Annotated in this window: 11 protein-coding genes and 1 pseudogene; 9 read left to right on the top strand and 3 right to left on the bottom strand. The window is 62.0% G+C overall.

What is annotated here, in order from left to right:
* From AD663_RS21725 to AD663_RS21690, 8 genes and pseudogenes are all read left to right on the top strand, one after another.
* A pseudogene (locus AD663_RS21725) lies at positions 1-244 on the top strand (IS110 family transposase); the annotation flags it as partial.
* Between the two features lie 287 nt (positions 245-531).
* Positions 532-1,627, top strand: a protein-coding gene (prfB, locus tag AD663_RS21720; RefSeq protein ID WP_152632816.1) for a peptide chain release factor 2 whose coding sequence is annotated in 2 segments (ribosomal slippage) — positions 532-603 and positions 605-1,627 — 1,095 coding nt in all. Because the reading frame shifts where the segments join, the coding sequence is not laid out codon by codon here.
* Positions 1,628-1,736: 109 nt separating this feature from the next.
* Positions 1,737-3,239 carry a lysine--tRNA ligase gene (gene lysS, locus AD663_RS21715; protein ID WP_003185007.1) on the top strand — a complete coding sequence of 501 codons (1,503 nt, stop codon included), beginning with the start codon at positions 1,737-1,739 and terminating at the stop codon, positions 3,237-3,239.
* Positions 3,240-3,340: 101 nt separating this feature from the next.
* Positions 3,341-4,057: a TetR/AcrR family transcriptional regulator gene (locus AD663_RS21710; RefSeq protein ID WP_003185005.1), complete on the top strand. Its 717-nt coding sequence runs from the start codon at positions 3,341-3,343 to the stop codon at positions 4,055-4,057.
* A 129-nt stretch (positions 4,058-4,186) separates the two neighbouring features.
* Positions 4,187-4,741 (top strand): hypothetical protein, encoded by a 555-nt coding sequence (locus AD663_RS21705; protein WP_003185003.1) that lies wholly within the window; start codon positions 4,187-4,189, stop codon positions 4,739-4,741.
* A 36-nt stretch (positions 4,742-4,777) separates the two neighbouring features.
* Complete coding sequence (locus AD663_RS21700) at positions 4,778-6,055, top strand: flavohemoglobin expression-modulating QEGLA motif protein (RefSeq protein ID WP_003185001.1); 1,278 nt, start codon at positions 4,778-4,780, stop codon at positions 6,053-6,055.
* A gap of 150 nt (positions 6,056-6,205) precedes the next feature.
* Complete coding sequence (locus AD663_RS21695; protein ID WP_053214510.1) at positions 6,206-7,111, top strand: alpha/beta hydrolase; 906 nt, start codon at positions 6,206-6,208, stop codon at positions 7,109-7,111.
* Entirely contained in the window at positions 7,108-7,437 is a 330-nt protein-coding gene (locus AD663_RS21690; RefSeq protein WP_003184997.1) for a hypothetical protein, read from the top strand. The genes AD663_RS21695 and AD663_RS21690 overlap by 4 nt, the downstream gene beginning before the upstream one ends.
* 185 nt (positions 7,438-7,622) lie before the next feature.
* Here AD663_RS21690 and AD663_RS21685 read toward each other — a convergent pair whose 3' ends face one another.
* The 3 genes from AD663_RS21685 to AD663_RS21675 all read right to left on the bottom strand — a co-directional run bounded on the left by AD663_RS21685 (position 7,623) and on the right by AD663_RS21675 (position 9,505).
* Positions 7,623-8,414 carry an OmpA family protein gene (locus AD663_RS21685; protein ID WP_003184995.1) on the bottom strand — a complete coding sequence of 264 codons (792 nt, stop codon included), beginning with the start codon at positions 8,412-8,414 and terminating at the stop codon, positions 7,623-7,625.
* Positions 8,415-8,462: 48 nt separating this feature from the next.
* Positions 8,463-8,876, bottom strand: coding sequence for a DUF4398 domain-containing protein (locus tag AD663_RS21680; RefSeq protein WP_053214509.1), 414 nt, complete (start codon positions 8,874-8,876; stop codon positions 8,463-8,465).
* A 284-nt stretch (positions 8,877-9,160) separates the two neighbouring features.
* Positions 9,161-9,505 (bottom strand): hypothetical protein, encoded by a 345-nt coding sequence (locus tag AD663_RS21675; RefSeq protein ID WP_003184992.1) that lies wholly within the window; start codon positions 9,503-9,505, stop codon positions 9,161-9,163.
* Between the two features lie 192 nt (positions 9,506-9,697).
* On the opposite strand from AD663_RS21675, the gene ppc reads away from it, so the two are divergent.
* Positions 9,698-12,328, top strand: a complete 2,631-nt coding sequence (gene ppc, locus AD663_RS21670; protein WP_003184990.1) for a phosphoenolpyruvate carboxylase — start codon at positions 9,698-9,700, stop codon at positions 12,326-12,328.
* The last annotated feature ends 254 nt before the right edge of the window (positions 12,329-12,582 follow it).

The raw sequence follows: 12,582 nt of genomic DNA, 5'->3' as shown, positions 1-12,582 counted from the left end.
ACGGCAGGATAAAAGTTTTATTGGCGCCAGCCACCGTGCCCGCCTGACGCGGATGGACACTAGTTGCGCGATCAAGGCGACGGCTCATCAACTGGCGCGATTGATTTACGCCATGCTCACCAAAGGCCAACCCTACGTTGAGAAAGGGATAGAAGAGTTTGAGGAGAAAAGCCGGGGACGCCAACTGCGGGCTCTGGAGCGCAAAGCCCGAAAGTTGGGTATGCAATTAGTTAAGGCTGCATGATTTTTAGAAGCAAAAACAATGGGTTATATTTTGTTTGATAAGAGCTTGCTCCCGCTGGGGCGCGCAGCGGCCCTGAAACCAGGCAACTCGGTGGATCGGGTTGATTGAGTGGCCTTTGAGGGGGGCTGCTGCGCAGCCCAGCGGGAGCAAGCGCCCTCGCCACGGGGCCGGTGTTGAGCCATGTCCCTGAGTTTCATGCCCCTAAAGCCGCCAGGCGGGCTGCCGCCAGCGCTTGATTACGTTATACTCGCCGGCTTTCAAAAGTTCGCCAACGAGTGCTGCCCGCCATGGAAATCAACCCGATCCTTAACACCATCAAGGACCTGTCCGAGCGCTCCGAAACTATTCGGGGGTATCTTTGACTACGATCAAAAGCATGAGCGCCTGACCGAAGTCAATCGCGAGCTTGAAGATCCGAATGTCTGGAACAACCCTTCGTACGCCCAGGAACTGGGGCGCGAGCGTGCTGCGCTGGCGCAGATCGTCGAGACCCTGGACGAGTTGTCCAGCGGCCTGGCCGATTGCCGCGACCTGCTGGACATGGCTGTCGAAGAGAACGATGAAGGCGCGGTCGGCGATGTCGTCGCCGAACTGACACGCCTGGACGAGAACCTCGCCAAGCTGGAATTCCGCCGCATGTTCAGCGGCGAGATGGACATGAACAACGCCTACCTGGACATCCAGGCCGGCTCCGGCGGCACCGAGGCCCAGGACTGGGCCAACATCCTGCTGCGCATGTACCTGCGCTGGGCTGACAAGCGCGGTTTCGACGCCACCATCATGGAGCTGTCCGCCGGTGAAGTCGCCGGGATCAAGGGCGCCACCGTGCACATCAAGGGCGAATACGCCTTTGGCTGGCTGCGAACCGAGATCGGCGTGCATCGCCTGGTGCGCAAGAGCCCGTTCGACTCCGGCAACCGTCGCCATACGTCGTTCTCGGCCGTCTTCGTTTCCCCGGAAATCGACGACAACATCGAAATCGAGATCAACCCGGCGGACCTGCGCATCGACACCTACCGCTCCTCCGGTGCGGGTGGTCAGCACGTCAACACCACCGATTCGGCCGTACGGATTACCCACGTACCGACCAACACCGTGGTCAGCTGCCAGAACGAACGCTCCCAGCACGCCAACAAAGACACCGCGATGAAAATGCTGCGGGCCCGTCTTTACGAGCAGGAAGTACAGAAGCGCAACGCCGCGTCCCAGGCCCTGGAAGACACCAAGTCGGACATCGGCTGGGGTCACCAGATCCGCTCGTACGTACTCGATGCCTCGCGTATCAAGGACCTGCGCACCAGCATTGAACGCAGCGACTGCGACAAGGTGCTCGACGGCGACATCGATGAATACCTGATCGCCAGCCTCAAGCAAGGGCTGTAACGCGACACCCACGCGGTGGGCAGGCACGCTTCCCCGGGAGCGAGGCTTGCCCGCAAACTCCGGCCCCGGCGGCCGGGGGCAACGAACCTGTGATGGAATCCTTAAAGACATGAGCGACCTAGAACTCGACCCGCAAGCCCTGCAACAGGAAGAAAACTCCCTGATCGCCCTGCGCAAGGAAAAGCTTGCTGCCGAGCGCGCCAAGGGCCAGGCCTTCCCCAACGACTTCCGCCGTGACGCCTACTGTGACGTGCTGCAGAAGACGTACGCGGACAAGACCAAGGAAGAGCTGGCTGAAGCGGCGATTCCCGTCAAGGTGGCCGGTCGCATCATGCTCAACCGTGGTTCGTTCATGGTGATCCAGGACATGACCGGTCGCATCCAGGTCTACGTCAACCGCAAGACATTGCCCGAAGAAACCCTGGCCGCCGTCAAGACCTGGGACTTGGGTGACATCATTGCCGCCGAAGGCACCCTGGCCCGCTCCGGCAAGGGCGACCTGTACGTCGAGATGACCAGCGTGCGCCTGCTGACCAAGTCCCTGCGCCCGCTGCCGGACAAGCACCACGGCCTGACCGACACCGAACAGCGTTATCGCCAGCGTTACGTCGACCTGATCGTCAACGAAGAGGTGCGCCAGACCTTCCGCGTGCGCTCGCAGGTCATCGCCCACATCCGCAGCTTCCTGATGAAGCGTGACTTCCTCGAAGTCGAGACACCGATGTTGCAGACCATCCCCGGCGGTGCGGCGGCCAAGCCGTTCGAAACCCACCACAACGCCCTGGACATGGAAATGTTCCTGCGTATCGCGCCGGAGCTGTACCTCAAGCGGCTGGTTGTCGGCGGGTTTGAAAAGGTCTTCGAGATCAACCGCAACTTCCGTAACGAAGGCGTTTCGACCCGGCACAACCCCGAGTTCACCATGCTCGAGTTCTACCAGGCCTACGCCGACTACGAAGACAACATGGACCTGACCGAGGAACTGTTCCGCGAGCTGGCGCAGCTGGTACTCGGGACTACCGACGTGCCGTATGGCGATAAGGTCTTCCACTTCGGCGAGCCGTTCGTGCGTTTGTCGGTGTTCGACTCGATCCTCAAGTACAACCCGGACATCACCGCGGCCGACCTGCAGGACATCGAGAAAGCCCGTGCCATCGCCAAGAAGGCCGGCGCCAAGGTGCTCGGCTTCGAAGGCCTGGGCAAGCTGCAAGTGATGATTTTCGAGGAGCTGGTCGAGCACAAGCTGGAACAGCCGCATTTCATCACCCAGTACCCGTTCGAAGTGTCGCCGCTGGCCCGTCGTAACGACGAGAACCCAAGCGTGACCGACCGTTTCGAGCTGTTCATCGGCGGCCGTGAAATCGCCAACGCCTACTCCGAGCTCAACGACGCCGAAGACCAGGCCGAGCGTTTCATGGCCCAGGTGGCCGACAAGGACGCCGGCGACGATGAAGCCATGCATTACGACGCTGACTTCGTACGTGCCCTGGAGTACGGCATGCCGCCGACCGCCGGTGAAGGCATCGGCATCGATCGGCTGGTGATGTTGTTGACCAACTCGCCGTCGATCCGGGATGTCATTCTCTTCCCGCACATGCGGCCCCAAGCGTAAGTGTTTCAATTAAAAAGCCGCCTCGATGGGCGGCTTTTTATTGCCTGTCTGGTACAAACGTATCAAATAGTTACTTCCGAAATAGCGAGGAAAGACCTGTCGTGAATCGTGCAATGGCTTCAGAAGGTGCAGCGGGCGTCGCCACGGCTGTCGCTGAAAGTGTTCAGTACCAGGGCCGCAAAGCGAGCCGCCAGGGCAGTGAGCAGCGTCGCCAGGATATTCTCGACGCGGCCATGCGCATTGTGGTCCGTGATGGCGTGCGGGCCGTGCGCCATCGCGCCGTAGCCGCTGAAGCGGGCGTGCCGCTGTCGGCCACCACGTACTATTTCAAGGACATCGATGACTTGCTCACCGATACCTTCGCCCAGTACGTGGAGCGCAGCGCGGCGTTCATGGGCAAGCTGTGGGCCAACAACGAAGGCCTGCTGCGGGAGATGGTCGCCTACGGTGACGGCAGCCCCCAATCGCGCTCGCAACTGGCGGACGACATTGCGCGGATGACCGCTGAATACGTACAGCACCAATTGGACAGCCGCCGCGAATACCTGATGGCCGAACAGGCCTTCCGCCAAGAAGCATTGCTCAACCCGCGCCTGGCGGAGCTGGTGCGCTCCCACCAGCAGATCTTGCTGCACGGCACGTGTCAGTTTTTCCAGGTATTGGGTTCCCGCGAGCCACAGCAGGATGCCAAAGTGTTGACGGCGATTATCGGACGGATGGAATATCAGGGCTTGCTCAATGGCGCCGAGCCGGTAGCCGGTGAAGACATGCTCGGTATCCTGACCCGCTACATGCACCTGGTACTGGCTTCGGTGTAGTTGAAAGCACCGCAGTCTATGTGGCGAGGGAGCTTGCTCCCGCTTGAGTGCGCAGCACTCACCAAAAGGGCCGCTGCGCAGCCCAGCGGGAGCAAGCTCCCTCGCCACTGCCTACTATAGGGAGTTCCAATGAAAGCCTGGCGTGCCGTTGCACTGGCCGTTTCGCTGCTACTGCTCAGTGGTTGCCTGGTGTCGTTCAAGGCACCGTTACCTGACAGCGAAGCCGCGCCCAAGGGCCTGCTGGGCCATTGGACCAGCACCAATGCCTGGGGCGAACCGTTGAACCTGGAGTTGACGAAAGTCGGCAAGCACCGCTACCAGGCCATCAGCTACTTCAGGGCCAGGCCCCAAGAGCGCGAAGCCATTCCCCTGACCGTCTCCCGCCACGGCAGCCGTTGGTACCTGTCGGCGAAGGTGCCGGCCCACTATGGCGGGCATTACGTGATCGCCGGTTTCGAATTGACCGACAAGCAGGAGTTGGTGGTCTACAACCTGGACCTGGAGCAGATCAACCAGGCCATCGGGCAGAAGATCCTCAGCGGCCAGCCGAGCCAGAGCGAAGCGGGCGACGGCGTGCTGGTGGACAGCGACATGAACAAGGTTTTCAGTTACCTCGACGACCCGGCCAATTCCGATGTGTTCTCGGAAGCCGTGCGCTACCAGCGACTGGTCAAATCCCAATAACCGCAGCAGGCGGATGTTTTTTCACAGGAGTTCCGGGTGGACGATTACCAGCAGACGATACGCACCTTGTCCGATCGCATTGTGCTGGCGCAAACGCCGATTCGCATTCTCGATGCCGTGAAGTGGGACGAGAACATCCGCAAGGGGTTCCTCAAGGCCAAGGGCAAGGAAATGCCGGCGGTGGACCGCGACTATTATCTCAACCGTCCGCTGTCCTTCGATTCCAGCAAGGTAAAGCTGGAGTTCCAGAACATCGAGCGCGACATCACCCGCCAACTGGGGCAGTTCAACCCGGTGGGTCAGATCATGCGCCGCATGTGCAAGGAATATCGCATGGTGGTGCGCATGCTCGAAGCGCGGGGTACCGAGGATTTCGGACTGATCTCCCAGGAGCTCTACGGCGCCGCCTCCGACGCCTTCCACGCCGGCGACCCGACCCTGGCCGACCTGGGCCTGATGCTCTCCGATTACCTGAACAACATCGACGGCCGTGGCGACCTCAAGGATGAGCCGAAAGTGCTCAGCGCCAAGGAGGCCGTGAGCCTGCTGCAACACCGTCTCAACCGGGTCTTCGGCGAGGCCGAGGAAACCATCCGGGTGTTTGAATCCGACGGGATCGTGGCCGATGCGGCGGCGGGGGCCGACTACATCAAGATCCGCACCGATGCGATGTTCAACGAGCGCGACGTGCGCGCCCTGGAAGTCCACGAAGGGCTGGTGCACGTTGGCACGACTCTCAACGGCTTGAACCAGCCGATCTGCACCTTCTTGTCCAAGGGCCCTCCCTCGTCCACCGTGACCCAGGAAGGCCTGGCGATCCTGATGGAAATTATCACCTTCGCGTCCTACCCAAGTCGCCTGCGCAAACTCACCAACCGCACCCGGGCCATCCACATGGTGGAGGAGGGGGCCGATTTCCTGCAGGTTTTCGAGTTCTTCCGCGAGCAGGGTTTCGAGATGGCCGAAAGCTATGGCAACGCCAGCCGTGTTTTCCGTGGTTCGGTGCCGACCGGTCTGCCATTTACCAAAGACTTGTCCTATCTCAAGGGCTTCATCATGGTCTACAACTACATTCAGCTGGCGGTACGCAAAGGCAAGCTGGAGCAAGTGCCGCTGCTGTTCTGCGGCAAGACCACCCTGGAGGACATGCGCACGTTGCGGCAATTGGTGGACGAAGGCCTGGTCGTACCGCCCAAGTACCTGCCCGAGCAGTTCCGTGACATGAATGCACTGTCGGCCTGGATGTGTTTCTCCAACTTCCTCAATCACCTGAGCCTGGACCGGATCGAAGCGGATTACTCCAATATCCTTTGAACATCACATTGCCCAATTGTGGGAGCGGGCTTGCTCGCGAAAGCAGTGGATCAGATAACGATGATGTCGACTGATCCACCGCTTTCGCGAGCAAGCTCGCTCCCACAGTGGACTATGTTTCAATTTCTGTATCTTGCGAGGTTTCACCGGATGCGAATCCTCGGCATCGTTTACCTGCTGCTGGCCCTGAGCGGCTGCAGTTCCCTGCTGTTCTACCCCGAGCACGGCCTGCCGTTCACCCCGGAGCGGGCCAAGCTCGAATATCGCGACGTCACCCTGACCACTGCCGATGGTTTGAAGCTTCATGGCTGGTGGCTACCGGTCAAGCCAGGCGTGGCGGTCAAGGGCACGGTGTTGCACCTGCACGGCAACGGCGGCAACCTGGCCTGGCACCTGGGCGGGAGCTGGTGGTTGCCGGAGCAGGGTTACCAAGTGCTGATGATCGACTACCGCGGCTATGGGTTGTCCGAAGGCGAGCCGAGCCTGCCGGCGATTTACCAAGACATCGACGCGGCGTTCAAATGGCTCGACCAGTCGCCGGAGGTCCGGGGCAAGCCATTGGTGCTGCTCGGCCAAAGCCTGGGCGGCGCGCTGGCGGTGCATTATCTGGTGGAACATCCGCAGCGCCAACAACAGCTCAAGGCCCTGGTGCTCGACGGCGTGCCCGCCAGTTATCGCGAGGTAGGGCGTTTCGCCCTCAGTACGTCATGGCTGACCTGGCCGTTCCAGGTGCCGTTGTCCTGGCTGGTGCCGGACGGTGACAGCGCGATTGGCTCCGTGGCGCAACTGACCGGCGTGCCGAAGCTGATCTACCACAGCCTCGATGACCCCATCGTGCCTCTTTCCAACGGCATCCGTCTGTATCAAGCTGCGCCGCCGCCGCGGGTCCTGCAACTGACCCGCGGCGGCCATGTGCAAACCTTCGCCGACCCGACCTGGCGAACCGTGATGCTGCGTTACCTCGACGACCCGCAGCACTTCGACGGTCTGCGCCGCCTGGGCGAGGTCCCCAACTTTCCGAAATCACCCGCTGAATCTCCTGAGAGCCCGCAATGAGCGAAGAACGCAACGCCATCCCCCTGATCATTACCGGTATCTGCAGCATCATCGGCACCGTCGCGGTGCTTTGGTACTACGGCTACCTGCACTTCGCCAAGCCGGAGGACGCCTTGTTGCTCAACCAGTTCACCATGCTCAAGACCGTACCGGGCGAGGACTACAAGGTTTCCCTGGAGCCGGCTCCCCAAGTCGCCCAGTGCATCGACGGCGTGCTGGTGCTGTTCGACACCGAGCAGAAAGGCCTGACCGGCGTGCTGATCAACGAGAAGAAGCGTGCCGTTCGTTGCATGGGGCAGGAGACGCCGCAGAAGTTGCAGCCGTAATCCCAAGGACTCCATAGATCCCCTGTGGGAGCGGGCTTGCTCGCGAAGGCGGTGTGGCAGTCCTGTATATGTAGCTGACCGGACGCTTTCGCGAGCAAGCCCGCTCCCACAGGGGAGATGTGTTAGCCGATAAAAAGCCCCGCCTGATTGAAGTCAGACGGGGCTTTTGCATTGCACTCAGCCGATCAGTTGGCGCTCATGCTCGAACGCGGTGCTACTGGCTGGTTGTCGTTGGAGATGGTCACTTCCACGCGACGGTTCATAGCACGGCCCGAAACGCTGGTGTTGTCGGCCACCGGGAATTCCTTGCCGTAGCCCTGGATCACGATGCGAGCCGGGTCGACGCCCATTTTCACCAGCGCGGTACGCACGGAGCTGGCGCGACGCTCGGACAGCGACTGGTTGTAGGAATCCGAACCGGTGCTGTCGGTGTAGCCTTCGATAATCACCTTGCGGTCCGGGTTTTCCTGGAGGAACTGGGCCAGTTTGTTGACGTTGGCCACGCCATTGGAGCGCAGGTCGGACTTATTGGTGGCGAACAGCACGTCGCCGAAGGTCACCAGCGTACCGCGTTCGGTCTGCTTGGCGTTCAGGCTGTCCTGCAACTGCTTGATCTGAGCATTGCGCGCATCGAGCAGCGCACGGGCGCGTTCGTCGCCGGCGTTTTTCAGTTCGGCCTCGGCGTTGCGCAGGGCGATGGTCTGCTTGGCCACTTCGACGCGCTGGTTGGTCAGGTAGGCCAGTTGGTCGACCTTGGCTTCGTCTTCCCTGTCCAGGTAGGCCTTGTCGGCCTTGGCCAGGAAATCAGCCGCGTCCTTGGTTTCCAGGGCGGCGACCTTGGTGGCGGCCGGGTCAGCCTGCAGGCCGTTGTAGTTGGTGCGGGCCTGTTCCAGGTTCGCGTTCGGGTCATGGGAGCAAGCGGCCAGGGCTACGCAGGCAGCGAGCAGGGCGGGCATCATCAAATGTTTGTGCGTCATAGTCTGTCGTCCTTTTATCAATGAGAAGTACGTCGTGGCGGGAACGGTCTACTGAACCTTGTTCATGCCTTCCTGACGCAGTTCCTGAACCCCTTTCTGGGAATCCTTGAGTGCTTGTTCGGCCTTGGCGGCCTGGGCCTTGCGCTCGGCGACACGGGCATCCCATTCGGCCTGTTCGGCCAGACGCTTGGCTTCTTCGTAGTTCTTGTCGTGCATGGCCAGCTCGGCTTGCTTGAGCTTGTCCTGGGCCGACTTCATTTCCACCGCCGCGAATTCAGTACCGCCAGCGCTGACGGCGCTGTTGACCGCCGATTGCGTCACCGCGTACTGCTCCGAAGGTGGGTTGCCGGCACAACCGGCGAGGATGAAGCTGCTACCGATAGCCAGGGCAGCCAACTTCAGGCCGCGCAGGCCAGTGGATGAGGGTTTGGCAGTGCAGGTATTCATAGGCTTCAACTCCATTGGAAAACTCCTGAAAAATACTGATCCATGCTGGGACCGAAGCCGTGACGTCTGTTTTGGCGCGGGCGCCAGGGCGCGTTTATTTAAACGACCGTTCCAGTATGGTTACTCGGTGTGACCCGAGGCTTTTTTCAAAAGTTCAGGCCGAGGTGGCCAATCGCCAAAAGAATTACTGACTGATCGGTCAGCGGCAGAAAAGCTGAACTTTCAAGGCGCGCAGCGGTATTCCCAGCGCTGGAAATGACAGGCCCAGCGCCGGGAACAGCCCTTTGGAAAGGATCGGATCAGTGTTTCGATTTGTCGTTCTGCGAGGAAAGTTCGTGCAGATGGCGGCGGGAGAGGGCGAGGAAACGTGGGGTCGGGCCGACGTCTTCGTACAGCGGGTCGCCTTCTTCATCGGTGGCAACGACCTGTGAGCCCTTGACGTAGGGGAAGCTGGCCTCCAGCTCTTCCAGCGCCGCCCCGATCAGTTCGCCCAGCAGCTCTTCGGGCTGGCGCTTGGGGTACATGTCGCAGATCGCTGCCAGCCGTGCGGCGGCTTCCACGTCCAGGTGAATCGTGTAGCCAGTCTGGGTCAGGCGGCCCTTGGCGTTTTCTTCCCAGTGCTGGGCGAGCTCACGGATTTTCATGATGACCTCAATAAGCCGGCTCGTGGCAGGCGCGGTGAGTGGCAAGCCGTTGTGTGGCTTACCCATCAGACTAGCTTCGTCCGGCAAGGTTTAAAGTCCCTTCGTCGCTTGTCATAAACGACCGGCATCGGCACTCTCTATCTCCTGCGTCTCACCCGATCGCTGTCCGGACCTTTTGCTGGAGAACTGCTGATGACCGATATCGATGCGCGCTTGCGCGAGGATGTTCACCTGCTCGGCGAGCTGCTGGGCAATACCATCCGCGAACAGTACGGCGACACGTTCCTCGACAAGATCGAGCAGATCCGCAAGGGCGCCAAGGCTGACCGCCGCGGTTCCGTGGATGCCGAGCTCAGTGCCAGCCTCAACCAGCTCAGCGAAGACGAGCTGCTGCCGGTGGCGCGGGCGTTCAACCAGTTCCTGAACCTGGCCAACATCGCCGAGCAATACCAGCTCATTCACCGCCGCGAAGAGTCGCAGCCAGCGCCTTTCGAGGCGCGAGTGCTCCCTGAACTGCTCGCCCGGTTGCGAGCCGAGGGCCATGGCGCCGAGTCCCTGGCCCGGCAGTTGGGGCGGCTGGAAATCGAACTGGTCCTCACCGCCCACCCGACGGAAGTGGCGCGCCGCACGCTGATCCAGAAGTACGACGCCATCGCCGCGCAATTGGCGGCCCAGGATCACCGCGACCTGACCAGTGCCGAGCGCGCTCAGATCCAGCAGCGCCTGCAACGGCTGATCGCCGAAGCCTGGCACACCGAGGAAATCCGCCGCACCCGGCCGACCCCCGTGGACGAGGCCAAGTGGGGATTCGCCGTGATCGAGCATTCGCTATGGCAGGCCATTCCCAATTACTTGCGCAAGGCCGACCAGGCCCTGCACGCCGCCACCGGGCTGCGCCTGCCGCTGGAGGCCGCGCCGATCCGCTTTGCCTCGTGGATGGGCGGCGACCGTGACGGCAATCCGAATGTCACGGCGGCGGTGACCCGGGAAGTGCTGCTGCTGGCGCGGTGGATGGCTGCGGACCTGTATTTGCGCGACGTCGACCACCTGGCCGCCGATCTGTCCATGCAAAACGCCAGCGAAGCCTTGCGTGCCCAGGCCGGCGACAGCGCCGAACCTTATCGCGCGGTGCTCAAGCAATTGCGCGAACGCCTGCGCGCCACCCGCAACTGGGCGCAGCAATCCTTGAAGGCCACTACGCCTGCCACGGCCGAGGTGTTGCAGCAAAACCGCGAGCTGCTGGCGCCCCTGGAGCTGTGCTACCACTCCCTGCACGAATGCGGCATGGGCGTGATCGCCGATGGGCCGTTGCTTGACTGCCTGCGCCGGGCGGTGACCTTTGGGTTGTTCCTGGTGCGCCTCGATGTGCGCCAGGATTCCACGCGGCACACTGCCGCCATGACGGAAATCACCGACTACCTGGGCCTGGGCCGCTACGAGGACTGGAACGAGGAGCAGCGCATCAAGTTCCTGCTGGAGGAACTGAACAACCGGCGTCCGCTGTTGCCGGCCCACTTCAAGCCCTCGGCCGATACCGCGGAAGTGCTTGCGACGTGCCGGGAAGTCGCGGCGGCGCCGGCGGCGTCCCTTGGCTCCTATGTGATTTCCATGGCCGGCGCGGCTTCCGATGTCCTGGCGGTGCAGCTGCTGTTGAAAGAATCCGGCGTGCTGCGGCCGATGCGGGTGGTGCCGTTGTTCGAAACCCTGGCGGACCTGGACAACGCCGGGCCGGTGATCGAGCGGCTGTTGCTGCTGCCGGGCTATCGCTCGCGGCTGCAGGGGCCCCAGGAAGTGATGATCGGCTATTCCGATTCGGCCAAGGACGCCGGGACCACAGCGGCGGCCTGGGCGCAATATCGGGCTCAGGAACGGCTGGTGGACATCTGCCGCGAGCAGCAAGTGGAGCTGTTGTTGTTCCACGGTCGCGGTGGCACCGTGGGGCGTGGCGGCGGTCCGGCGCACGCGGCGATCCTGTCCCAGCCACCCGGTTCGGTAGCCGGGCGTTTCCGCACCACGGAACAGGGGGAAATGATTCGTTTCAAATTCGGCTTGCCGGACATCGCTGAACAGAACCTCAATCTCTATCTCGCCGCGGTGCTGGAAGCGACGCTGTTGCCACCGCCACCTCCCACGCCCCAATGGCGGCACCTGATGGACGAGCTGGCCGCCGACGGCGTCAAGGCCTACCGGGCGGTGGTGCGCGAGAACCCGCAGTTCGTCGAGTATTTTCGCCAGTCGACACCGGAGCAGGAGTTGGGGCGCCTGCCCCTGGGCAGCCGTCCGGCCAAGCGTCGGGCCGGCGGTATCGAAAGTTTGCGGGCGATCCCATGGATCTTCGGCTGGACCCAGACCCGCCTGATGCTACCGGCCTGGCTCGGCTGGGAAACCGCCCTGGGCAAGGCCCTGGAGCGCGGCGAAGGCGAGTTGCTGGGGCAGATGCGCGAGCAATGGCCGTTCTTCCGCACCCGCATCGACATGCTGGAAATGGTCCTGGCCAAGGCTGACGCGGATATTGCGCGTTCCTACGACGAACGTCTGGTGGAACCCGGGTTGCTGCCTTTGGGTGCGCATTTACGCGACCTATTGTCGCAGGCCTGCTCCGTCGTCCTTGGCTTGACCGCTCAGTCGCAGCTACTGGCACATAGCCCGGATACGCTGGAATTCATCCGCTTGCGCAACACCTACCTTGACCCGCTCCACCTGTTGCAGGCCGAACTGTTGGCACGCTCGCGGCAACAGGAAGTGGGCCAGGGCAGCCCCGTGGAACAGGCGCTGCTGGTGTCTGTGGCAGGGATTGCCGCCGGTTTGCGCAACACCGGCTAAGGTCAGGCAGCGCACCGAAACGGCTCGCCCCCTAGCCCGGGCGTTACCCGGCAAGGGGCGGGAACAGGTCGGCCAGGCGACAGTTTGTTGCCCGGTTGCGACTCTCGCCACCTACGCCAAAGGTCGCGTCGGGCGCGGGTTCCTCCGACTTTCGGCGGCTTGTGTGGGTCGGGCCTGCTGTGTATCTTGATCAGCCTTTGGCCGTTTGGGCGGTCACGATCCTGTTTTCCGAGATTGGCCCCACGAGGCGAATC

It is taken from the genome of Pseudomonas sp. Q12-87 (genome assembly GCF_001269755.1).
GTDB lineage: Bacteria > Pseudomonadota > Gammaproteobacteria > Pseudomonadales > Pseudomonadaceae > Aquipseudomonas > Aquipseudomonas fluorescens_S.
Note: the sequence above shows the minus strand (reverse complement) of the source record. Positions and strands in the feature narration are given on the sequence as shown.

Coding starts and splice junctions, on each gene's coding strand:
- lysS (WP_003185007.1), top strand. CDS start 1,737: ATGAGCGACCTAGAACTCGACCCGCAAGCCCTGCAACAGGAAGAAAAC.
- AD663_RS21705 (WP_003185003.1), top strand. CDS start 4,187: ATGAAAGCCTGGCGTGCCGTTGCACTGGCCGTTTCGCTGCTACTGCTC.
- AD663_RS21695 (WP_053214510.1), top strand. CDS start 6,206: ATGCGAATCCTCGGCATCGTTTACCTGCTGCTGGCCCTGAGCGGCTGC.
- AD663_RS21690 (WP_003184997.1), top strand. CDS start 7,108: ATGAGCGAAGAACGCAACGCCATCCCCCTGATCATTACCGGTATCTGC.
- AD663_RS21685 (WP_003184995.1), bottom strand. CDS start 8,414: ATGACGCACAAACATTTGATGATGCCCGCCCTGCTCGCTGCCTGCGTA.
- AD663_RS21680 (WP_053214509.1), bottom strand. CDS start 8,876: ATGGAGTTGAAGCCTATGAATACCTGCACTGCCAAACCCTCATCCACT.
- AD663_RS21675 (WP_003184992.1), bottom strand. CDS start 9,505: ATGAAAATCCGTGAGCTCGCCCAGCACTGGGAAGAAAACGCCAAGGGC.
- ppc (WP_003184990.1), top strand. CDS start 9,698: ATGACCGATATCGATGCGCGCTTGCGCGAGGATGTTCACCTGCTCGGC.